The organism is Maribacter litopenaei (assembly GCF_025244665.1).
GTDB lineage: Bacteria > Bacteroidota > Bacteroidia > Flavobacteriales > Flavobacteriaceae > Maribacter > Maribacter litopenaei.
The window spans coordinates 222,590-244,777 of record NZ_CP104205.1; the positions used below are offsets into that span (position 1 = coordinate 222,590).

Below are 22,188 nucleotides of genomic sequence, written 5' to 3' on the forward strand. Positions count from 1 at the left end.
GCTTTTTAGTTGGATGAGGCCTAGCTAACGAAGTTTACGAAGGTACTTTTCCACCTTTTCTCTATCGGGAACAGTAGTAATTTCCATTTCCAAGGCCTTTTCTAAGTATCCTTTGGCCACTAAATCGTAGCCCTGGTTGTAATTATATAAACCTGCCAAATAATAGCCTTCCCAAAAATGGGGGTTTAACAAAACCAAATCCTTTAATTTGGATTGTTCCAAATGGGCTTCTTTAGAGATGGCCTCCTCGATCTCATCTCGTAATATCCTGTAGCGTTCATAATTCTTATAAGCATCGCTCTGCAAAAAGGGATCTTTGGCAATGTTGTGCTCCGTTTTTGCTATTGGGTTATCTATGCCTTCAGTCAAATTAAAAACTTCTTTCAGGTCATAGGCCACAAATTCGCCCAACTGATAGGGATTGCTGGATACCCAAACCAGTAAGTCCTCCGGTTGAAAGACAATACCGTGATGTGCCAGTAATTGGTTCAATGCCTTTTCATTGCCATATCCTATTTTTTCCTCGTCCAGGCCCTCTTTGTCGCGCAATATAGAGACAACGTCTTTTGGGCGTATTTTGGGTGTTTCTTCCAACAGCTCTTCCATACGCTCATACCGGTATTGGGAATGGCTTTCTACAATATGTTTTTGGTTTTTTTTGTCGTTCGCATAGGCGGCACTTTGAAAATGATTAGCGCATATCAATTTATTGGTGTTTTCAACCTCATAGACCCCAAAATTTTTGGGCGAGACTTCAATAATGGCTGCCTTCTTATCCTTGGCGCTTCCCACAAAAATGGATTCAGAGACAAAAACCTCCCTTTTCTTGGCAATGGCAATGGCTTCCTCAATGTTAGAAGCGTATTGTAAAATCTCACGGGTTACCAAAGAGACCGGGGTTTTCGCAATTAAGGGAAACTGTGACTTTCCTGCATTAATGGTGACCGTTACCCCTTGATCGTTCATCCCGGATACTACGCCTATCATACCGCCCCATGTTACCGACATAAACTTGTGACCTTGATCCGGCTCGACAAAAGCGATGATTTTATTCTTGGCGAAGGCGTCACCGGCATAAAAGTCAAAATTTCTACCGATCAACAGCTTACCATTTTCAGTTTGGTCACCCCAAGCGGCAAAGGAGCTACAACCCACCAACGCCAAATCCTGAAGGGCATGGCCAATATCATGGGCACCATGAAAGTACATGACCCGTTGATAGGGTTTGGCAATGTAGTCATAGTTTGGAGAGGCAAATTGGGAAATGCCATAAAGCTCCGCTTTGTACTGCTCGTCAATGTTGAGGTACATTTTGCGGTTGAACCAGGCCAAAAATTTACGTAGCAAATTTTGATATCCTTTGGAGGGCACCAGTTCATCAATCTTCCGTACAAAAATGTCCTCTTGTTCATTAAACAATTCTTGTGTGAGACTGCCGGTTTTTAGGCCCAATTCTAATGGATTTCCACTTACGCGTAGTTCCCAAAGTCCTTGACGGTTTTTTCTCAGGAAATTGTCAGCAATGGTAAAGGTGGAGTCATTTATTTTTTTTCTTTCTCGGAATGTCTGTTTCATAATCAGCTACTTCGGTTGTTCCTTTAAGGATTTTGCTACTCCGCAAGAAGCAAGCATGATAGTACAAACCCCTATGAAAGTAAATCGTTTTAATTTTTTAAAGCTTCTCAATTATGAAAGGTTCACAAGGTTCTTATGTGTTTTTTCTATGGCTCTCCGATTTTTATAATCCAACCACTTTTGTCCCCAATGTTTTCACGGTAAAATTGTCGAAATGACGCATAATCATCACATTATAAAGCATGTTGGTAAATTTTTTAGGACTTCTAGGTAGGGCTCTAAGGGTCATGGAAAAGCCGCCATCCGGATATTTGATATAATGCCAATAGCCGCTGGGCATAAATAGTGCATCTCCATGTTCCATGTTGGCAGTGATTCCCTCTGCATATTGTAATGCCGGATATTTTTCAAAGTCGGGATTATCCATATCGATGGACTCTAAATTATGAATGGAAAACGGAACGCGATACAGAAACTTTGTCTGCTCCGGTGAAAATAGGGTTACATGTTTATGTCCGTCAAAATGAAAATGCATACTATCCGGCAAATCAATATCATAATGCATAAAAACCTTGGATTGCCCGCCACCAAAAAAGAGGGCAGGCAGTTTTTTAAAGAACTTTAGTCCGATGTCCGGATATTCAAAGTCGTTCACTAAATCGGGCATTTTCTTCAATATTTCGTAAAAGAAAATCCGTATATCCGTAGGCTTTGTTTTTAATAGTTCAATATAATCTGCCAATTTCATTTCTTCCACCGGAGCATAAACGCTCTGTTTATCCTTGGCCGGTTCGTTGTTGTATAAGGGAACTATTTGGTCGCCTGCCTTACCTTGTATGTAATCCAGGATCCATTTATCATAGGCAGGCCAATCTTTCGTAAGACCTTTTAGAAGTACCGGTCTTTGAGGTTTGTAGTACTGATCTATAAAATCTTCCTTGGAAATGGTTTCCAAAACGGTAATTGGTGTCGTCTTGAATGTTCCCATTATACGGTAATTTTTTTGTTGGACTTATTCGAAAGTGCATCGGTTATCTTATTGATCAAATAAGAACCTCCCAAGATTTCAGAACAAGTAACCACACCACTGATGGTTACGCCGAGAATACCGTGCATGTTCAAGCTTTGGCCCGTCAAATAAAGATTTTCAATCTTTGTGCGTGGCGATATAAAGGATTTTAGAGGGTCGTTGACATCTTTTACGTATCCATACATTGATCCCTGATGGTTTCCTATATAATCCCTATAGGATAGGGGGTGGAGGCGTACACGGATTGGATGCATTCCCTGATATTTGGAAATTTTTTCTCCAATTCCCTTAAGAAAAGCTCTGTTTTATAGGATTTAAATTCCTCATAGCTTTTACCACGGTCACTTGTTTGTGCAACCGTATTAAAGGTATTTTCCCATTCTTTTACCTCCTCATACCGCATGTAGGTAATGGCCGTGAGTTGCTCTCCCCATTCATCCTGATTTTTTCTGACCCCCATAGAAACCATATAGGTCTCGGGCCAGGTCTCCTCTGTATACTTATGTGCATCCCAAACTTTTCGGTAATCCTTAAAATGATAATAGTTCTTGTTGAGGTATTTAAAAGTTTTAGGTTTCAGTACAATATGTATGCTAAAGGCCGAAATGATACTTTCCATATCCTGAATACGTCGATTGTAGGATTTTCTAAAATGTTCCTCACCGATCATTCTCAAGGTATGTTTTGGTTCAATATTGGAAATGAAAATATCGCCAGTTACTTTTCTACCATCTTTTATGGTGACCGATTCCAGTTTTCGGTCAACACAGGTCATATGGGTTACCTCACTGTGCTTGTATACTTCCCCGCCATTTTCCTTCAATCTTCTAACCAATAATTTGGTAATCTGGCTGCCCCCATCGGCACATCTGTAGGCGCTTTCTATATAGGAGTTTATGGAAAGGGCATGTACGTACAATGGTGTTTTGTCCGGGTCGCCCGCGTACAACAAATTGGATCCTGCCAAGACCGCCCGTAGCTTTTCATTTTGTGTGATGCTGTCAATGTAATCCTTTGCCGATTGTTGGAACAATTCCGGATCGTTGCCATAGGGTTTTCCTTCCTCCAAATTGTAAAGCGGAAACTTGTGGCATATTTCCCTAAGTTTCTTGCAATAGCTCTCAATTGCCTTTCTTTCCTGCGGAAATTGTTTTGCCAATTGGTCTATGAAGTTGTCATAGCCTTGGGCATGTGGGTAGGCCACTTCATCATTATCAAATGTGATAATGTCAAAGCCATCCCGGTTCATTTTTTTAAGATGTAGACCCTCCAATATGCCCGGATAATCAAAATAGCGATATAGATTTTGCCCTGGTGCCAGCCCACCTATGTAGTGAACCCCTGTATCAAAAATGGTACGGTCCCGAACAAAGGTCTGTAGATTACCCCCAAATTGATTGTTCTTTTCGAGAACGCAAACACTGAGTCCCTCACGGGCCATGATATTGGCGGCCACCAGTCCGCCCATACCGCTACCAATGATTACGACATCGTATTTTTCTTTCAACTCGTAGGTTTTTTGTTCAGTACAATAAAATTATCATTTTGTGCATTAACCAAAAAATCTGAGGGTAAAACTTCGGCATACTTCAACAGTTTGCCCTGTTTTAAGAGAAAAATGGTCTCAAATTTCGCAAATAAAGATTCTGAAAAGGAGAATGTATCCAAATCGTAAATTAGGATGTCCGCCTCGTTTGCTACCGCATCCTCCGGGGTGTCGTACAGGTTTATTTTACTATAATTATTGTATAGAAAGTTCTGACTTAAGCTTTGCTTTGCATTACTATCTGTTAAGTAGGTGTGCAATTTTCGGTCTATGGAATCGAGGGACAATAATAGGTCTAATTGCCCAGGGTCTTTGGAAAGGTGGATAATGGTGGCATCTGCTGGAATTATATTTAACAACTCATGATAGGCCGAACCGTTATTGGCTAAATCCAATTTTACATTTGTATATAGGGCATCCCCTTTAAATTGATAATTCTCCAATAATGTTTTGTTCCAATAATCAGTAGTCTCCAGGTCATTGCACAGTTTTCTGAACTCCTTCCTAAAATATGCGCCCAGCTTTTTTGCTTGTTGGGAATAATTTTCCCCGTATGTACCATCCTTATAGGCAATTCGGGGTAAAATTTTGACGGTGATACTTCCGTCCCTAATGACGAAACTTCCCTTTGGCAACACTTCCGAATTACCATGGATCAAGACCGGGATAATATCCAATTGAAATTTTTCCGCCAAGTAAAAAGCACCTTTATGAAACCTTTTTATCTTGTTGGAAGTGGAACGGGTGCCCTCAGGGAAGGCGATGATGGAAAAACCTTGTTTAAGTTTTTCGCCCAAGTATTCTTCTCCGTTTTCCACACCTCCCGAAACCGGATATGCACCCGCCAGTTTGGCTGCCTTTCCAAAAATAGGGGAATTATATACCCAATCGTTTACCGAGAAAAATAATCTTTGGGTGCAGCATCCCGATACATAGAATATCCAAAAAGGAGGTGTGGTTGGCTATGAGCATGGCCGGTTTTTCAAATCTCTCCTTGTTTGGGTTTAATACGCGCTTCTTTACAAAGGGATTGGTATATAATACCGATTTCATCAATTTGGAAACCGCCCTATGAAAACCAAGGTTCTCTCTTTTGGGTTGTGACGGATTGAATAGTGTAACTATCCATGCATATAGGGAAAATAGGAGTCCTCCTAGTCCAAAATAGGCAAAGGAAAGTACGGAATGAATAAAATACCGAAGTGAAATAGGTCTTTTGTTCTTGTTCCCAATAAACAAGCGAAAAAGTAACGGTTGAATAGTGAACGCCACTAGTGCCGCAGAGAAAATACCGATCAAGGATACTCTCGAAATGGCAAAAAGTGCCGGATGTTTCGCGAATATCATCACGCCGACACTGGCAATGGTCGTGATTACGGAAAGAATTATGGAGGTTTTATGCGTCGGCAGGGTTGAAATGCCGGTTTGGTGCTCCGTAAGCAATCCATTAGTGATAAAAATGCTATAATCCACTCCTAACCCAAAAATAAAACTACAAATAATGATGTTGAAAATATTGAATTCAATACCTAAGAGACCCATAATTCCAACAGTCAGGAACCATGTCATGAAAATGGGAATGGCAGTGACCAACGTGAGGGACAGACTTCTGTAAAAAAGCGCTAAAATCACCACCACGGTAACTAGCGACAACCAAAGCAATAGATTAAAGTCTTCCTTCAAGGTACCCAGGAAGGATTCGTTTACTTCCTTTCTATTGATTAGGAGGGTATTTTGATGTTGGGCGAAATGATTCTTAATTTCCAAATACTGGTCCTCGTTCAGCTTAATCAATGAGGTGGCGGTTGTTCCTGTACTATCGGTGACTACATAGTCGTCAATGTTTAAGGCGTGGAAATTGGCAAAGTCGGAAATCCCCAAGTGTTTAAAATCACCATCCAGCCAATCATAAAAATTTTGAAAGCTGCCAGCCTTGAACCCTAAATCTTCAGCACTTGCGTCTACCTGTTTCTTTAGGGAGTCATTCCTAGTGCTTGACCAAAAGTTTTGCCATTGAGCTATTGCATCATTTTGGGTCTTGTTTGATTTGATCAAACTGGATGCAGAGGTAAAATTAACAAGACGACTCTCTTTCTTAAGCTGTTGTAGCTCCTCGTAAATAGCATCGTTACGGTGTAACACTTTTTCTTGCTCTGTTCCATAGGTGGAGAGATAGACTGATTTTGATTCTAAATCTGTTAGCGACTCCAACTTTTTTCGGCTGTAGTCAATTGTTCAGATTCGTAATTGAGTTTGGCGATATCCTGATCAAACCGAACCTTGTTATAATAAAATACACTAAGGATAAGACCCAATACGATGGCACCAATAACCCATTTATTTTTATGGAATTCAAAGGCGGCCAGTTTCTCCAAAATTGTTGGTCGATTTTCCTTATGACCTTCAAAGGAATATACCTGAGGAATGAACAACAAGGAAAAAATGGCCGCACCTACCACACTTATAGAAGCAAAAATACCCAAATCCTGAAGGGCTTGGGATTTCAAAAATAATAGGCATAAAAAAGCGGAAGCGGTCGTAAGGCTGCTCATTAAAATGGAAGGGGCTACTTCTCGATACATTAATTGAAGTGCTTCGCCTTTTCTTATATGGGTTAATATATGAAGGGCATAATCCAAGGTCACCCCCAATAAAATGGCCCCAATACCCAAAGAAACCGCAGAGAGGAAGTCTCGGGAAACTGCCAATATGGCCAAGGCCAAAAGTGCCCCAAAAAGTGTAGGTACAAAAAGAATTAGAGGGAGGGCAATCCTTTTGTAGAAAACAATAAGCAGTACCGGAAGAATTGCCATGGCTATACTGACAGTAAATAGAATATCGTTTTTTACTTGTTGGGCGTTGGCCACTGCAACCATTGCTGCACCAAAGAAGGAACTATTAATGTTCTCTCCGTACGATGCATTCAATTTTTCCTGAATGGTATAAAGCCCTTCCACCAAAGGTCTGTTTTCTACCGTGGCGCTCGATGGATGTACCGGTGTGAGGAACAACAGGATATTGGTTTCCTCTTTATTCAATAAAAAGCCATTCTTTATGATGAAATCCTCTGCCACTCCAATTTTTTGAAGTTTTTTTAGGGCAATAAAGGATAGCCCCAAAGGATCTTTAAGAATGTTTTTTTTGGCAATGATACCGGATGGAGATACCAGCGTGCGATAATTGAGTTCCATTTGAGCTTGGATGCTATCGCTTGAAAGTTTCTGTTCGATGACCTCGTAATCCGTATCATTTAAAAAAACGGGAAGATTGTTATAGACCAAGTCCAGCGTGTTCAGAACTTGGGCATCCGCGACCTGACCTTGTATGTTTTTAAGGTATTCCGGAACATCCTTTTGAAGACTGTCCACAAAATCTGACGCATATTGAGTCAGATCTTCCACTGAACTCGATTCCCCTCTTTCAATGTTTACTATGATCTTGTCGGTAAAGGCAATGGACTTTAAAACTTTCTGTATACGTCTTGTTTCGGGATTGGAAGGAATTAATGCGGTGATGTCATCCTTAAAATTTACTTTGGAAGTGCAAAAGGCCAAACCTGCAATGACAAGAAGGAGCAAGAAGGTACTGACCTTCCTGTTTTCCCTTATTTTTTGGTATGTCCTGTAAAAGAAATCACCCATTGTTCACGGCTATTTTCCGCTTTCCAAAAAATGTTAGGGTAAGATAGGCTATTCCACCTAGAAGTAAAGCACCACATATGGCCAATACCAAACTTCCTAGAAGATACGCCTTTAGATGAATCAGAAAATCAAAATTTTTATCGATGGAATCCAGTGAAAACGAAAAAGACTCACCCGAATCCAACTTCCTATTTGTAGACTAGCAAGCACAATGAAGGGAATGAACGGTGGTAGACTCACGTTTGAGAACGCAAATGCGATGGGTTTGTTCAATTTTAGTAGAATGGCTAGTGAAAGCACCAAAATCGTATGTAGTCCCCAAAACGGACTTAATCCTATAAAGACGCCTAAGGCAATGGATAACGCCTTTTTCACAGGAGTATCGTTACTACCCAATACATCGTTTAGGAGGAATTTCTTGATTCCTTTTTTTTTAATCTTTCTAAAAAAATCCCTTGGTTTTATATAAAAAATGGTCACTAGTACGAACCAGGTATTAAGGATGCTGATTCGTGTAAAATGCGGTACAGTTCTAAAATGGGAGACGCGGTCTGCATCTTCGTACAGAATTTTTACAGGAACGTTTTTTACCAAGGTACCATGCCATGAGGCTTTTACGATCACCTCTATTTCAAATTCAAATTTGGGCGTATACAAGGATAGCTTTTCAATCTCCTTCAAGGGATATAATCGATAACCGCATTGGGTATCCTGTAACCAAGTGCCAGTTTCAAACCAAAACCGGAAATTGGAGAACTTGTTGCCAAAACTACTTTTACCGGGAACATCGGCCTGGGTCATGTTTCGTGCACCTATATAGATTACATTTTTTGTGGTTTCCTTCTCCAACGCATCCAGAAAGACAGGGATATCCTCGGCAAAATGCTGACCATCGGAATCCATGGTAATGGCATATTCATACCCTTTGTGTAAGGCCTCCGTAAATCCGGTCTTCAGGGCCTTTCCTTTTCCTTGGTTTTTTTTAAGATGAATTTGATGGACTTCTGAAAACCCTTCCAAAATTTTAGGGGTACTGTCCGTTGCACCATCATTTACAACAACAACATTTGAGGTGTACTTTAATACATCCCTTAGAACCCGGGCCAACGATTTTTCGTTGTTATAGGTGGGAATCAGCACACAACAACGCCATTGTTGCATTCTCTCATGTGTGGTTGCTTGGTCGGGCACTGGGCTTAAGATTTAATGAACCTAAAATCTTGGTAAAGATACATAATCAAAAAGGTCTATAAGCCCGACTTTTCTACATCGGAAAAGGCCTTCGAATCCTTTACGAATTTATATATCAAGTTTTTTACGGAGCCGTCCTTTAATTTGGATAAACGACCCGGAATAAAGTTTTTGTCCTCTTCGATATGGTCACGGTATTTTAAAATTTTTGGAGCGTTTTCTTGCACGCTCAGTCGAATAAAGCGGAGCTCTATATTATCCGGTTCAGCTGCTATCGCAGCTTCAATGATACTTACCCCTTCTTTAAAAAATTCTTTTTTCTCCTTTATTGCTTTGGCATGTTTGGCCTTTAAGGTGTAAACGGCCCCTTTGTAACCATAGAGCGTCTTGTCGTCCTTTTGCGAAATGGAAGAAAGTTTTTTATGGAGCATATCTGTTGTGGAGGCATCTTCCATGGCATTTGGATATAATCTCCTAGCTTCCTCTAGATTTATGTAAAAAAGAAAAAAGGATAAAAAACCAACGAAAAGCATTTTCATTACGCTCTAATTTTAAAATTGGCGTTCAATTTTAATGCCAAGGTATCCTCAAAGCTGACCGTATTCTTTATTTTAACTTCATCCCCATTTTCTGCAAGTTCAATTTCAAACTGCACAATATCATTCTTTTCTGGATTGATGACGGCCATAAACTTTACATTGGAGGCCACGGACAACAAAAGTTTTTTTTCTAGGGACTTTTCTGTCAGTTCCTTTATGATCTGTATTACACAGACGCCCGGCAATACGGGGTGGCCAGGAAAATGCCCTTCAAAGATTCTATGTTCCTTGTTAAGTTTTATGGTCGCCTTCACATGAGGTTCTGCGTATTCAAATTCTTGAATCTCGTACAATCCTTCTAACAACATTTATTTAAGTTTAAATTTATAGGAAGCACCTAATTGCAAGACACCGTTCAAGTTGCTCCCATCCTCTTCGTAAAGGTCGTCCGCCCCAAAAAAGTCCACACTTACGGTTCCCTGTTTATAACGGGCCTCAAGGGTAAGTCCAAAATTGAATTCATAGCCTATCCCTCCAAAAACCACCACATCAAAAGGTGATATTTCACCATCCCCGTCTCCATTGAACAAATTCACAAAATTGTTTTTTAAGTTAATGTCCAATCCCGGACCCAAATTAAAATGAAAACCCTTGTTCGGATCTACATAAAATTTATTGGCGGCCATAATGGATAAATAATCGATTTCTACATCTCCATAATCAGGGCTGGTGGATGCTCCTCCTTGTGATGAATATAAAATTTACGGTTGAATAGTGTATCTCGGAAGAAATGGGGATATCAATAAACCCTCCTATATATAATCCCGATTTTGGCTCCAAGCGGGTCTTGCTAATTGTACTTTCGTTATAACCTAACTTTATACCTGGAGCAACCTGTGCTTTTAATTTTGCCAAAGAAACACAAGCAAGAAAAAATAGTATGGGTGTTAAACTCCTCATTTAATAGCCTGTAAAGATATGGCAAGTTTAACGTTTTTGTGCGTGATTTGAATATGTCTTGCCATCCTATTGTCAATTTCTGTAAATTCAATCAGTACTTTTTCCTTTTGATTTCCAACCCTTACAATATCCGATAGCGTATCATTTTCAAACCTATAATAATGTGGTTTGGAACCTATTTTGACTTTGGTCAGTATTTCATTCTCCTTTTTAAAAATTTCCGAGGCGGTCGATTTTTCTTTGATCAAGGCTCTAAAATCCCGCTCCAATACATTTAGAAGTATCTTACGATCCATTTCTTTTAGGATGCGGTTTACCTTAAGTTCTTTTTTGTCGATGGTAAAATCAAAGATGGTATTTCCAAGTTCCGTTGTGAAAGCCATCCGGTGACTGGTATCGTCTAGCTTTTTAAGACCAAAATCCCCCCGAAATTATTCTTAAAAACAGTGATATTGGCCTTGTAGACATAATCCCTGTTCATGTCAGAGAAATATGGGTTGATAATCATTTGAGAGGCACTGTCTGTAGTTTGATATCCCAATTTTTTTGGATAAGAAGTACAACTTACAAGTAGTAGAAGAATACTAAAGGTCAAAAACCGCATCGGGTATGGTTTTGTTTTCTTCCCTATTGGAAAAGACGATCTTTGTATAATCTCCACTAGGTTCGATCATTTTTACCTCTTCCACGGTACCTTCCTTGGAAAATGTGATATGAAAGGCCTTGATGAATTCGGAAAATTGTGTGTCTTTAGGTAAAAAGTGGACTACACTGACACTGGCTTCTTTAAAATAGGCAATCTGAAATTCATCGGCGTTGAACATGTCTCCATTGATACTGGCGCTGATCAAATGGTTTAATTGTTTGAACAATTTATTGGAACCAAGGTCTAGTTTACTTTTATTGCCATTATCGTTTATAAGAAGCTTCTCATCCTTAAAAATAACCTTATAAGAAAAAGGGGATAGATATTGCCAGCTAATGTTATCAGGACTTTTAAAGGCCAATTTGCCGCTCGATTCAATGTCGTTGGACAAAAACTCTAAATGTTTGTATTGTACAAAATCACTGGTAATGGTTTTGGTCTGTTGCGATTTTTGTCTCACCAATTCCTGTAAGGACTTTGCTTCCTCAGCAGTCATATTGGTTTGGGCCATCCCTACCCGGATGCCCAACAAGAAGATTACCAAGAATTTATGCATAGGCCTTTATTTGAAGTAATTGGTGCACCGTGACCGATTTCAACTTTCTTTCCTCCAAAAATACCAATAATCGTTCCAAAACGGCCATAGATTTTTCGCTGGTATCATGAAGCAAAAGGATGGCTCCTTTTTCCGTACGCGAGGTTATCCTGTCTAAAATCTGTTTTTCGTTCCTAAAAGTGGTGTCCAATGAGCGAACGTTCCAACCGATGGATCTAAATTTCAACTCTTTTACCGCCCTTGCTATGCTAGGGTTGGTGACTCCAAAAGCAGGTCGGTACAATACCATTTGTAATCCTGAAAGGTTTTTGACTAGATTGTTCGTGCGTTTCAATTCTTCCACCACCTTTTTTGTACCAAAAAAGCCAAATGCATTTGAATGTGAAAATGTATGATTTCCCACCGAATGCCCTTCTTTTATAATTTCTTGAAAAAGCTCGGGATACTTCTCTATATTTTTTCCGATGCAGAAAAAGGTCCCTTTTGCATTGTACTTTTTGAGAAGGGATAGGGCCTTGGGAGTATGTTCCGGGTGTGGGCCGTCGTCAAAGGTAATCGCTACCTTATTTCCCGTGATTTTTTTATTGGAATTTAAGGATTGTAGGTGGTAATTCCATTGAATAAAAAAATCCACATAAAGTTAATACGAACCAAATAAGTGCTAAAAGAAAGAAAACAGACTTTGGAAACGGCTGAAAAAAGGATAGGGTCAATAGAAGAATAAAGCCGATTAAAAAGATACTATTTACGTTTTTTCGTCTTAGCATTTCTCCAATACTACAAGACTATGGTTCTTTCCCCTGTATTGGTTGTACAATAAAAGTCTTTTCGGTTGATTTACTTCAATATCGTTCCAACGAATAACATCGGGAACTACCCCCGTTTTGAAAATTTTATTCGCCATCCAAAAGCCAAATCCTGAGGCGGTATCAAACTCGCCGAGAAAGGTGCTTGTACACAAACTGTGGTATTTCCTTGAATAGGGAAGTTCCCAAATCGTTATAAATGGAATCGTGCTCAACATCCCCATTGTTTCCTAAAATAACACCATCCAAGTCTTTCGTGGAAAGGTCATTCCTTTTCAGGAAGTCAGAGATGGTTTCTGAAACCTCTGTAGTTGGAAGGGTATTGTAGACGCCCAGATCCACCAATTTGGAATAGGTAGATTCCTGTTTTTGGTTGGACAGTACAAAAAAATGTGATCCTTCCCCAAAGACAATGCCCTTGGTGCCTGAACGGAGCACATTCTCCATAGCAACCGGTTCCTTTTTTATGTGATCTATGAATTGATGGGTCTTTATATGGTGATCAACTACTTCATCTACCGCTCCGACCAAAATAGTTTCAGCTTCTTCATTGGCCAACTGTAACTTGGCGTCCCATAAACTGGATTCGAAGGAAATATTGGCATGGACGTATGTAAAATTGTATCCCTTGCACCCCATATCCAAGGCAATGGAGCCTGCCACCGTGTTATGGGAGGATTGAATAAATCGGGTAGGGGTCAGATATTGCTCGTCGTTATCCAACAAATCCCGCACAAATTTTTCTGAATCGCCCAAGCAGCCAAGTCCTGTACCTACAATAATCGCATCTACATTTTCAAGACCTGCCTCTATCATGGCATTTTGGGAACTAACCGCACTCATTTTAATGCCCTTGGCCATTCTTCGCGCAGCGGCCGGAGGTATGTACTCTTTATAATTTGGATCCACTGCTTTTACGGAAGTACCCTCATAATTGACCACCTCATCCAAAAATCCTGAATTGTCAAACGTTTTTTGAACCGAAACCGAGCCAACGCTATTTATGAAGACTTCCTTTTTCATGCCTCTTTGGTAAAAATAAGGGTAGAACAATTACCTCCAAAACCAAAGGAATTGGAAAGGATCGTATGAATCTCCTTGTTTTTTAATTTTGTTTCCGGTACAAGGTTAAACTCGCTCATCGGAGTTTTAAAATTTAGGTTGGGGTAAATGACGTTGTTTTGGATTGATAATACGGAATAAATGGCTTCTACACCCGCTGCTACGGCCAACGTATGGCCAGTAAAGGGTTTGGTAGAACTAAATTCCGGTACGTTATCCTTAAAAACCCTTTGGAGGGCACGTCCCTCGGAAAGGTCGTTATTGGGTGTAGCCGTTCCGTGCGCATTGATATAATCCACTTCCTTTGGAGAAATTCCAGCCACTTTTAATGCTTTTTCCATAGCCAATACGGCACCATCCCCGTGTTCTGAAGAAGCAGTTTGGTGAAAGGCATCGTTGGCATTACCATAGCCTTTTACATATGCCAATACTTGCTTATTTTCTTTGGATACAATTGCATCCGATTCCAATACCAAAAACGCCGCGGCTTCCCCTAGATTTAGTCCTTTTCGGTTTTCATCAAAAGGGGTGTTATAGGTATCGGATAAAATCATTAAGGTCTTAAAGCCATTGATGGTAAATTTCGAAAGGCTATCGGACCCACCAACAATAATGCGATCCAACTCACCACTTTTTATCATTCTAGCTCCTAACATGATGGCATTTGCCGCAGAGGAACAAGCAGTACTAATAGTGGTTACAAAACTTTTGGATAGACCTATGGCATCGGCAATTTTTTGGGTAGAATCACCGGCGTGCAATCCATTGATATGGTTCCAATGGGCATTGTTTTCGTAAAAATCGTAGAAATATTGTTCGGATTTATCCATTCCGCCGACAGTAGTGCCGGATATCAGTCCAGTTCTGTATTCAGAGATATCTTGGATACCCGCTTGTTTCAACGCTTCCTTGGCAGCCATAATTCCCAATAGCGGAGTCCGTGAATGTGAATCAGAAGGAAAACCCAATAATTTCTCCAAGTCTTCATTGGTCAAGGGCACTTCCCCTACCATTATCTCATTTTCATGAACCGTTTTGATTTGCTTGATTTTGGAAACGCCGGTTTTACCTGAAATCAACGATGCGAAGTTCTCGGCTACATTGTTCCCAATGGCCGAAATCATGCCCATTCCAGTAATCGCAACTCCTTGGTTCATTGAAAATATTTAGACAAACAGCAGATTACACGTTTAAAATATATGTGTAATAGGATATACGGTTATGCTTTGTGCGCACTTATATACGCAGCCATAGAATCTATAGATTCAAAAATCTTGCGCCCCTCTTTTGGGTCGGCCAATTTAATTCCATAATCCTTATCCAACATTACGATAAGCTCCAAAGCATCAATAGAGTCGAGACCTAATCCATCTCCGAAAAGTGGGTCATTGTCCGCGATTTCATCGGCGGTAATATCCTCTAGGTTCAATTGCTCTATTATTTTTTCCTTTAATTCTTGTTTCAAATCACTCATTGATCGTCTTGTATAATCGGTTTATTTCAGCATCGGAATGCACAAAAGTACCTTTCTTTGCTACAACATACAAAAATGCATTATATTTTCCATTATCCACATCTACCCAGCCACATATTACTTTTTCAGCCTTTTTTTCGTCTAATAGTTGGGTCGTATACGGGCTTAGGGTTTCAGGGAAAAATTCCTCAGTAATAAAGAAGCAATTTTCAGAGTATATCTTGTGCTTAATGCTAATCTCGCCCATTAGTATGTTCGCCAAGGTATACACAAATACAGCTGGGCTTGGATAGTATTGAGTAGGGTCCTTTATAGAATCCTGATATCCTCTGTCCGTATCCAAGCTGGACGCTCTGTTTGAGAAGACCATGGCCATATTTTTTTCCGACTCCTCCTTCAATAAAACCTCCGCGGCGCGAACTCCCAATTTGCTAAGGTTATCCATCTTAAAGAACTTGGGGTAGTCAACAATCAGGTTTTTATAGGCCGCTTTCATCACCGATTTAAAATCGGTTTCCAAGGTCTTAAAAATGGCTTCGCCATTGACATAAACAGTACCATTTTTAACATGGCTAAAGGATTCTATGTAATAGGTATTACTCAAAAAACTATTTCTTTTTACAAACGAACAAGGTGTGGAAATCCCCTAGACTTATATCATCTTTTACTGTTAGACCGGCCTCGTCCACAAGTTCCTGTAAATCGGTTGCTTTGTACATCTTGCTATTCCCGTTGGCCGGAGCGGTAAAATATAAAGAGGTAGCCTCAAGTGTGAACTTAGCGTTGTCAAAATTTTGCCGATCCGTATAGGTCTCAATAATAATTAATTCCGTTTTGGAATCCATGGCATTCGCTGCCGTTTTTAGAATCTTCAGGATTTCTTCCTTGGAAAAGCAATCCAAAAACTGGCTCATCCATATGGTATCTGCACCGTTGGGAATTGTGGGGTTTTCAGAAAGCCAATCTATTTCGGTTCCTTTAACCCTATCTCCAAAACCTTTTTCCGAGGTGTTTTTTAAGGCCACTTTCAATTGTCCCGGCAAATCAAAAATGTGCACGTGGATATCCTCATTGTAGGAACAACATTGAATAGCAAATTTTCCCGTATTTCCTCCAATGTCGAACAATAATTTGGGCTCATGTCTAAAAACGATTTTTAAGGCTTCCTCGAAAATGCCATCCGAATAGAAATGGTCAAAATCGAACCAAGACTTCGGATTTCCGGTTTTAATTGGGATAGACCTTCATAAATAGTGGGCCAATCGCCCAGTTCCTTTAAACCGGCCGGTTTGCCTTCGCGAATGGCTTCCTCCAAATGATATAGTCCCTGGTAACAGACATCTTGGGTGAAATTCATATTCACCTGCGTCATGGGATTGTAATTTAAAAAATACCCTATTTTGGTCAGCTCATACCTTTCGCGTTCATCTATGGATACAATATCGGAGCTTTCGGCCATTTCCAAAAGCACGCCAAGGCCATATTCACTGATGGATAGTGTCTCGGCTATTTCCTCCAAAGTGACCCCTCCTTTGGCTACATTCTTGAAAATGAAGTCAAAAACCCCTAGGTTCTTAAGAGAAACGGTTGTCTGAAATACAAAGGGTGCAAAAGCTATCTTTTGTGCTTCTTGAAGTGCGTCGATAGCCTTGATATACTTTTTTGGCATTTCTTTAATTCAAAGATTGAAAGTGGCGAATTTAATATCCCACGTATTAATAACAAAGTTTAGACCTTTTTAAAGATAACGGCTGTATTGGAACCTCCAAACCCCGATGCGGTTTTTAAAAACGCGCCAAGTTCCGTTTTAGATGTTTTGGTAATAATGTTCATTGGTCTCGATACCCCCAACTCTTTAAACCCCAGTGAGGCGAAAAGCGTATTTCGATGTAGGGAATGCATACCTATAATGGCTTCCAATAGGCCGGATGCACCTAGGGTATGCCCAAAATAACTTTTTAGACTGTTCACGGGTGTTTTGGAGAGTCCGGCCCTTTCAAAGGCAATAGATTCCATTTCGTCATTGAACATTGTCGCCGTGCCATGTCCGAGAAATATAGTCTATGTCCTCTTTTTTTAAGCCCGATTGTTCAAGGGCGTTCTCTATACATCTAAATAAGCCTTCACCGGTGCGGGATGGACCGAAATATGATTGGCATCGTTGCAAGATGCCTCACCTATAATTTGAACCGATTCATGTGTCAATTCGCCAGGGTTATTTGTTACCAAAACACTCGCTGCTACTTCACCTATATTGATGCCGGTCCGCGAATTACAGTACGGTCTGCAAGGTTCCAAGCTCAATGCTTGAAAAGCATTAAACCCCGAAAGTATAAATTGCGTTACCATGTCCCCGGCTACCACAAAAACACGGTCATATTTACCTTGTCTAATCAGTCTTTTGGCCACTGCTATTGCCAAAATGCCGGATACACAGGCATTTGATACGATTATAGGATTGTCCTTAAAACCAAAGAATTTTTGTAAATGGTTCCCTAACTCTGCAAGATAGGCCCTAGATTCTAGAAAATTGCTATCCTCCTCCAAAACGTCAATGTTTCCCTTGGTAGTAGAAATTACTAGACCGGTGCGGTCATCCAGGGGTAGGTTTGATTTGGATATGGTATCCGATAGGGAAACCAACATCATTTTTTCCAAACGGGTATGCTCGTATTTGGCTTGAAGCTGTTCGTATCTTTTGTGCAGCTCCCCTTGATCGATTCTCGGATGAGCAAAAGGGAATATGCAAGACCTTAGTATCTTCATAAACTGATAACCCGCACTTTCCCTGTTCTATGTTATCGATTACCGAGACGCTATCAAAACCTAAAGATGAAACGATGTTGTTATGTGATAGGTAGACTTTATCCATCCAACAATCCTACTTTTTTCTTCCAATCCTTAAAAAACTCGGGATAACCAAAGATAGTTCTCCTTGTAGTTCCACAAAAACCTGTACGGTTTCCCCTGTACACACGACTTTTCCTTCGGATTCATGATTTCATACTTGAAGATCATTTTGGCAGCGGCAGAATCCACATACGTCGTCTTAATTTCTGCAACATCGCCATATTTTAAAGGCAATTTGTGCTCACAGGTCGATTTTACAATGGGTGAGGAAAAATTATGTTTTTTCTGATCTAGGTAGGAAATACCGTGGTGCCTTCCAAAGGCCTCCCGACCATCCTCAAAATATTGGATATAGTTGCCGTGCCATACAATTCCCAAAGGGTCGGTTTCCGTAAAACGAACACGGACTTTACTGGTGAAACTTATTTCTTTGGAAGTGCTAGACGGCATTTTTTCTTTCGTTATAAATAATGGCTACCATTGTTGTCGCTATAAAAAATAGAAATAATGCTGAAATTTCGGGGAGTATTTCACCAATTCCTACATTTCTCAAAAATACGTCATAAAAGGCATTTAATCCCCAATTCATTGGAGATAGCTTGGAAATGGTCTGCATAAAATGTGGCATGGCAAAAACCGGTACCCAAACTCCACCAATAGCTGCAAGTATCACTACGAAGGTAGCTCCAAATGGAGCGGATTGCTCTTGGGATTTTGCTATGGTACCCAGTAAAAGACCGAGACCAACGGCCGCTAAACCTGCGAAAAATGCCACTGTCAAAAGTAATGGAATTCTCCCGGCAACCTCCAATTCGGAAGTCCCATAAGAGGAAAAAGATAGATGCCCATTAACAACATTAGCACAAATTGAATAAGGGATACCACTAGAAAGACAACAGCCTTTCCACCTAAAACAGTTGTATAGGGGATAGGTTGTGTCCGTAATCGAATAAAGGTTCCCTGATTTTTTTCGTTTACCATATTAATGGAAAGGGGTAAAATGATAAAAAAAATAGCGAACAACGTCCATGCAGGAATATTGTGCTGGGTAGAATTGGGAATGCCTTCTTTTTTATCGGCATTTGGGACTATTTCAGTAAAGGAAATGAAGCTTTCCGTATCAAAAATGGAACTATTTTCATCCTCGCCCAATTCCTCTTGAAAGGCCCTATAAATAGACTGGCTTTCGATTTGGGAAATCATTTTATCTATATTATTTCGAACCGAATTTTTGAATGATTGTTGGGTAGCTGGATCAAAATAAAGCCTGATTTCCTTTTTCTCGATTTTGGCCAGCGATATTTCTTCCTCTTGTTCAACCCCGAATTCTGCTAAAATTCCGAGATACATTTTGATCAATCTTTCGTTTTAAGTCCTTCGTCAAGTTTTTAGGTAAAATGATGGCCAGTTGATAATCACCTTTTTGCACTAGGTCTTGGGCATTTGTCTCGCTATCCTCTTTTATGATTTCAAAAAGACTGGATTCCTGAAGGTTCCTGTTTACTTGATCGGATACGGTGCCTTGGTCCAAATCGACCAAGAGAATTGGTATTTTGTTTTCCTGAATGGTCTTGAACGTATTGTCCTGAATAAGTGTTATGGTAATCACCAAAAGTAAGGGCATTAGAAACAAAACGGCCAGGCCCCCTAGGTCTCTAGTGAGCAACCAAAACTCTTTTTTTGCCGATACCCAAAGCTTATGCATAGTCTCTAAGTGCTTTTCCGGTTTTGGCAAGAAAAACTTCCTCCGGATGTTCCGCGCCCTGTTCATTTTGAATTAGCTCCTTGGGAGTACCCAAACATACAAGCTGCCCGTGGTCTATGATTCCTACTCGTGTACAAAATGTTTCGGCTTCGTTCAAGTGATGCGAGGTGTAAACTATGGTAGTTCCACTGGTATTCAACTCTTTTAAAAAATCGATAATGACCGTTTTGGATTGAACGTCCACCCCAACTGTTGGCTCGTCTAAAAATAGTACTTTGGGTTGATGAAGTATACTGGCAATGAGGTTTACCCTGCGTTTCATTCCCCCTGAAAAGGCCTTTATTTTCTTATGGGCAAATTTTTCGAGCCCAAGTCTTATGAGGTGCTCTTCAATGGAGTTCTTGAAAAGCGTTCCCTTTAATCCGAACATACTACCAAAATAATAGAGGTTTTCGTAAGCGGTTAGACTGGGGTAAAGGGCATATTCCTGTGGTACAATGCCAATCAATTTTTTTAATTCCTTTTTATTTGATGTGTAATCGAGACCATCTATTTTGAAAGAACCGGAAGTAGGTTTGATCAAACCGCTGAGCATGGAAATAAGCGTGGTTTTTCCGGCTCCATTGGATCCTAAAAGTCCAAATATTTCACCATGGTCAATGTTGAGGTCCAGCCCGGAAAGGGAAAAATGTTCAGCCTCCTTATATTTTTTAGAAAGTTGGTCAATTTGGATCATGGCGTAACCGGTCTTAGACCGCTTTTTTCAATTTTTTGAAGAATTGCTCTTCCCTGTCGGCCAGTGCTTCCAACTGAATGGCCACATCTTCATAACCACGGCTTTCCGAATTTCTGTTTTTGTAGATGCGCGAAGCATCTACCGCAAAGTCGCGCCAGGCATCGCCAATGGAGGTCATTTCCTTGGAAAGCGCCATGAGTTGAGGGTTATTCAAAATTGAACTGGCCTCTTGTAAAAATGCGGCATAAATGTATCTAAAACCTCCCCCACCAGTACCTATTTCCTCCTGCATACGAACGATCTGACCCGGATAATGGTTTGCTTTTTTTGGGCCAAGTTTTTTGGGCCATTTCCGAATGTTTTTAGCTACCCAGCGCATGGCCTTTACCCCAACAATGGGAACAGGAGCGGTCATGTCCCTAGCCGTTTGTTTGATGCCTTTTACTATGGCCGATTCCAAGGCTAGTCTCTCAGGAAAGGAAATAGGGTAGTACATATGTCCTTTAGGGGCAAAGGCACCTTTGGCAAATCGTACTTTTTCCAGTTCCTTTTCGGTTAGGCTGGTAACCTCTTCCATTACGGGGTCGCTGATTAAGTAACGATCTCCCTGTTTTCCATAGACCACCATGTTGTGGGCGTTGAAATGGAAGCGGTATTCATCCGGGAAATATACTAGATTATAAACCCCTACTTGTAGTCCAACTGGATTGTTCTTGGCCAAGTTTTGGTCCAGTCGTTCCTTGGCAACCTTGGGATTTTTAAATTTTTCCCGCTTCATTTTAATACCGATCCGCTTTGCGAATTTATTGAAGATGAATCCCGGCATAGATCGGTAGGTGAATACTGGGGCGTAGTTAACCTTCAAAAAAGGAAGGTAACTGAATAATAAACCGAGCCAATGCCAAACACCATGGGCTCACTTATGTGAAAGCCATTGTGTTTCATGAGATTTGATACAACCCCATTTTCGCAATGTGCCGACTGATTATGTGTAAAGTCTATTTTAAGATTTTCCGTCATCAATAGATTTCAATTGTTCGATACTGATATCGAAGACATCAGCATATTTTTGTAATGTTTTTTGGTTCAATTTTTTGAATACGGATGGCTTAAAGTGTCTTTTTACGCGCCATTGCCAAAGGCCCACATAGCTTGCGGAACGGGCAGATCCATTTTATGGACTTCCATGTAATATTCAATTGGGCTAGTTTCATTATTCAACACCTTTTTTTTGCATGGGAGATTCTTTCCTCTATTTCCATGATGGCATTGTCCAAGGCAATTGTTTTGGGATCCCAGCCAGTACTAAGTGAAGTTGTGTACTTGCCATCGTCATCAACTGCGTATACCATTTCCCGTATGTTGGCAGAGCCAAGATTGCTCTTGTCCTGCGGTACATCTTCTTTCTTCATACTATACTTCTTGAATCAAACAGTTTAAAGTACAATCTACAATTAAATCGTCATTTCTAAAAGTATTGGAGCTCATCGTGCAGATACTGACTCCGTTAAGGTCATAGCGTGACAATAGTTTTGCCTTGGTCACTAGCACCTCATTCACTTTGGGCAATTCAAAAATTTCCACTTTTTTTATGGCACTTATATATCCAATGAGGTTATTGCTGGTACCTTCAAAATCCTTTTCGTCGTAAAAACTTTGTCCTACGATGGCAGAACAGGTTTGGGCAGCATTCTCTATAAGTCCGGATTCGGTAAAAAATCCATTTTCCAAAAAAAGACAGTTAGGATGAATATTGAACTCTGTTATTACGGAAGTACTGTCCACAAAGGGCATATTACTTACTAATAACATAGGAGGTCTGTGGGGCAAGAATTTTCTAATGTCTATTTTTTGCCCATCCCTTTCCATAA

At 40.3% G+C, this 22,188-nt stretch carries 28 protein-coding genes and 4 pseudogenes; all 32 read right to left on the reverse strand.

Annotated elements, in window-relative coordinates:
• Positions 1–24: 24 nt before the first annotated feature.
• The 32 genes and pseudogenes from NYZ99_RS01255 to NYZ99_RS01385 all read right to left on the reverse strand — a co-directional run bounded on the left by NYZ99_RS01255 (position 25) and on the right by NYZ99_RS01385 (position 22,186).
• The gene (locus NYZ99_RS01255; RefSeq protein WP_338039216.1) at positions 25–1,575 is read right to left on the reverse strand and encodes a C45 family autoproteolytic acyltransferase/hydrolase; all 1,551 of its coding nucleotides are present in this window, start codon (positions 1,573–1,575) and stop codon (positions 25–27) included.
• A gap of 163 nt (positions 1,576–1,738) precedes the next feature.
• Positions 1,739–2,563: a cupin-like domain-containing protein gene (locus NYZ99_RS01260; RefSeq protein WP_338039217.1), complete on the reverse strand. Its 825-nt coding sequence runs from the start codon at positions 2,561–2,563 to the stop codon at positions 1,739–1,741.
• Positions 2,563–2,859, reverse strand: coding sequence for a hypothetical protein (locus NYZ99_RS20915; RefSeq protein ID WP_338039489.1), 297 nt, complete (start codon positions 2,857–2,859; stop codon positions 2,563–2,565). The genes NYZ99_RS01260 and NYZ99_RS20915 overlap by 1 nt, the downstream gene beginning before the upstream one ends.
• Positions 2,808–4,112 (reverse strand): phytoene desaturase family protein, encoded by a 1,305-nt coding sequence (locus NYZ99_RS01265; protein ID WP_338039218.1) that lies wholly within the window; start codon positions 4,110–4,112, stop codon positions 2,808–2,810. The genes NYZ99_RS20915 and NYZ99_RS01265 overlap by 52 nt, the downstream gene beginning before the upstream one ends.
• Positions 4,109–5,092 (reverse strand): lysophospholipid acyltransferase family protein, encoded by a 984-nt coding sequence (locus NYZ99_RS01270; RefSeq protein WP_260575305.1) that lies wholly within the window; start codon positions 5,090–5,092, stop codon positions 4,109–4,111. The genes NYZ99_RS01265 and NYZ99_RS01270 overlap by 4 nt, the downstream gene beginning before the upstream one ends.
• Positions 5,028–6,362 carry an MMPL family transporter gene (locus NYZ99_RS01275; RefSeq protein WP_260573141.1) on the reverse strand — a complete coding sequence of 445 codons (1,335 nt, stop codon included), beginning with the start codon at positions 6,360–6,362 and terminating at the stop codon, positions 5,028–5,030. Before NYZ99_RS01275 ends, NYZ99_RS01270 begins: the two co-directional genes overlap by 65 nt.
• The gene (locus NYZ99_RS01280; protein ID WP_260573142.1) at positions 6,350–7,792 is read right to left on the reverse strand and encodes an MMPL family transporter; all 1,443 of its coding nucleotides are present in this window, start codon (positions 7,790–7,792) and stop codon (positions 6,350–6,352) included. Before NYZ99_RS01280 ends, NYZ99_RS01275 begins: the two co-directional genes overlap by 13 nt.
• A gap of 120 nt (positions 7,793–7,912) precedes the next feature.
• The gene (locus NYZ99_RS01285; protein ID WP_338039219.1) at positions 7,913–8,983 is read right to left on the reverse strand and encodes a DUF2062 domain-containing protein; all 1,071 of its coding nucleotides are present in this window, start codon (positions 8,981–8,983) and stop codon (positions 7,913–7,915) included.
• A gap of 56 nt (positions 8,984–9,039) precedes the next feature.
• Complete coding sequence (locus tag NYZ99_RS01290; RefSeq protein WP_260573143.1) at positions 9,040–9,522, reverse strand: hypothetical protein; 483 nt, start codon at positions 9,520–9,522, stop codon at positions 9,040–9,042.
• On the reverse strand, positions 9,522–9,890 hold the full coding sequence (locus NYZ99_RS01295; RefSeq protein WP_260573144.1) for an ApeI family dehydratase: 369 nt from the start codon (positions 9,888–9,890) through the stop codon (positions 9,522–9,524). The genes NYZ99_RS01290 and NYZ99_RS01295 overlap by 1 nt, the downstream gene beginning before the upstream one ends.
• Positions 9,891–10,208: an outer membrane beta-barrel protein gene (locus NYZ99_RS01300; RefSeq protein WP_420845157.1), complete on the reverse strand. Its 318-nt coding sequence runs from the start codon at positions 10,206–10,208 to the stop codon at positions 9,891–9,893. It lies immediately after the preceding gene.
• A 270-nt stretch (positions 10,209–10,478) separates the two neighbouring features.
• Positions 10,479–11,086, reverse strand: a pseudogene (gene lolB2 / locus NYZ99_RS23130) (flexirubin biosynthesis protein LolB2).
• Complete coding sequence (gene lolA2, locus NYZ99_RS01315) at positions 11,067–11,684, reverse strand: flexirubin biosynthesis/transport protein LolA2 (RefSeq protein WP_260573147.1); 618 nt, start codon at positions 11,682–11,684, stop codon at positions 11,067–11,069. Before lolA2 ends, lolB2 begins: the two are co-directional and overlap by 20 nt.
• Entirely contained in the window at positions 11,677–12,318 is a 642-nt protein-coding gene (locus NYZ99_RS01320; RefSeq protein ID WP_260573148.1) for a polysaccharide deacetylase family protein, read from the reverse strand. The genes lolA2 and NYZ99_RS01320 overlap by 8 nt, the downstream gene beginning before the upstream one ends.
• 126 nt (positions 12,319–12,444) lie before the next feature.
• Entirely contained in the window at positions 12,445–12,588 is a 144-nt protein-coding gene (locus NYZ99_RS20920) for a hypothetical protein (protein WP_338039220.1), read from the reverse strand.
• A gap of 25 nt (positions 12,589–12,613) precedes the next feature.
• Complete coding sequence (locus NYZ99_RS01325) at positions 12,614–13,513, reverse strand: beta-ketoacyl synthase N-terminal-like domain-containing protein (protein ID WP_338039221.1); 900 nt, start codon at positions 13,511–13,513, stop codon at positions 12,614–12,616.
• Positions 13,510–14,709 carry a beta-ketoacyl-[acyl-carrier-protein] synthase family protein gene (locus NYZ99_RS01330; protein WP_260573149.1) on the reverse strand — a complete coding sequence of 400 codons (1,200 nt, stop codon included), beginning with the start codon at positions 14,707–14,709 and terminating at the stop codon, positions 13,510–13,512. Before NYZ99_RS01330 ends, NYZ99_RS01325 begins: the two co-directional genes overlap by 4 nt.
• Before the next feature lie 62 nt (positions 14,710–14,771).
• Positions 14,772–15,026 (reverse strand): phosphopantetheine-binding protein, encoded by a 255-nt coding sequence (locus NYZ99_RS01335; RefSeq protein ID WP_260573150.1) that lies wholly within the window; start codon positions 15,024–15,026, stop codon positions 14,772–14,774.
• Positions 15,019–15,630, reverse strand: coding sequence for a 3-oxoacyl-ACP synthase (locus tag NYZ99_RS01340; RefSeq protein WP_260573151.1), 612 nt, complete (start codon positions 15,628–15,630; stop codon positions 15,019–15,021). The genes NYZ99_RS01335 and NYZ99_RS01340 overlap by 8 nt, the downstream gene beginning before the upstream one ends.
• Positions 15,631–15,634: 4 nt before the next feature.
• Positions 15,635–16,153: a methyltransferase gene (locus NYZ99_RS01345; protein WP_260573152.1), complete on the reverse strand. Its 519-nt coding sequence runs from the start codon at positions 16,151–16,153 to the stop codon at positions 15,635–15,637.
• 29 nt (positions 16,154–16,182) lie between these two features.
• Positions 16,183–16,695, reverse strand: coding sequence for a methyltransferase family protein (locus NYZ99_RS01350; protein WP_260573153.1), 513 nt, complete (start codon positions 16,693–16,695; stop codon positions 16,183–16,185).
• 59 nt (positions 16,696–16,754) lie between these two features.
• The gene (locus NYZ99_RS20925; protein ID WP_338039222.1) at positions 16,755–17,057 is read right to left on the reverse strand and encodes a hypothetical protein; all 303 of its coding nucleotides are present in this window, start codon (positions 17,055–17,057) and stop codon (positions 16,755–16,757) included.
• Positions 17,047–17,193, reverse strand: coding sequence for a hypothetical protein (locus NYZ99_RS22640; protein WP_420845158.1), 147 nt, complete (start codon positions 17,191–17,193; stop codon positions 17,047–17,049). Before NYZ99_RS22640 ends, NYZ99_RS20925 begins: the two co-directional genes overlap by 11 nt.
• Entirely contained in the window at positions 17,130–17,792 is a 663-nt protein-coding gene (locus NYZ99_RS20930) for a beta-ketoacyl synthase N-terminal-like domain-containing protein (RefSeq protein WP_338039223.1), read from the reverse strand. The genes NYZ99_RS22640 and NYZ99_RS20930 overlap by 64 nt, the downstream gene beginning before the upstream one ends.
• 98 nt (positions 17,793–17,890) lie before the next feature.
• A pseudogene (locus NYZ99_RS01360) lies at positions 17,891–18,326 on the reverse strand (acyl-CoA thioesterase).
• Complete coding sequence (locus NYZ99_RS20935) at positions 18,316–18,651, reverse strand: ABC transporter permease (RefSeq protein WP_420845242.1); 336 nt, start codon at positions 18,649–18,651, stop codon at positions 18,316–18,318. The pseudogene NYZ99_RS01360 and the gene NYZ99_RS20935 overlap by 11 nt, the downstream one beginning before the upstream one ends.
• A 2-nt stretch (positions 18,652–18,653) precedes the next feature.
• Positions 18,654–19,226, reverse strand: a complete 573-nt coding sequence (locus NYZ99_RS20940) for an ABC transporter permease (RefSeq protein WP_338039225.1) — start codon at positions 19,224–19,226, stop codon at positions 18,654–18,656.
• Complete coding sequence (locus NYZ99_RS20945) at positions 19,192–19,542, reverse strand: ABC transporter permease (RefSeq protein ID WP_338039226.1); 351 nt, start codon at positions 19,540–19,542, stop codon at positions 19,192–19,194. Before NYZ99_RS20945 ends, NYZ99_RS20940 begins: the two co-directional genes overlap by 35 nt.
• Before the next feature lie 31 nt (positions 19,543–19,573).
• On the reverse strand, positions 19,574–20,317 hold the full coding sequence (locus NYZ99_RS01370; protein WP_260573154.1) for an ABC transporter ATP-binding protein: 744 nt from the start codon (positions 20,315–20,317) through the stop codon (positions 19,574–19,576).
• A gap of 13 nt (positions 20,318–20,330) precedes the next feature.
• A pseudogene (gene darH / locus NYZ99_RS01375) lies at positions 20,331–21,337 on the reverse strand (BtrH-related acyltransferase DarH).
• A pseudogene (DarG, locus tag NYZ99_RS01380) lies at positions 21,321–21,729 on the reverse strand (flexirubin biosynthesis protein DarG). The pseudogenes darH and DarG overlap by 17 nt, the downstream one beginning before the upstream one ends.
• 1 nt (position 21,730) lies before the next feature.
• Positions 21,731–22,186 (reverse strand): hotdog family protein, encoded by a 456-nt coding sequence (locus NYZ99_RS01385; protein ID WP_260573155.1) that lies wholly within the window; start codon positions 22,184–22,186, stop codon positions 21,731–21,733.
• Positions 22,187–22,188: the final 2 nt, after the last annotated feature.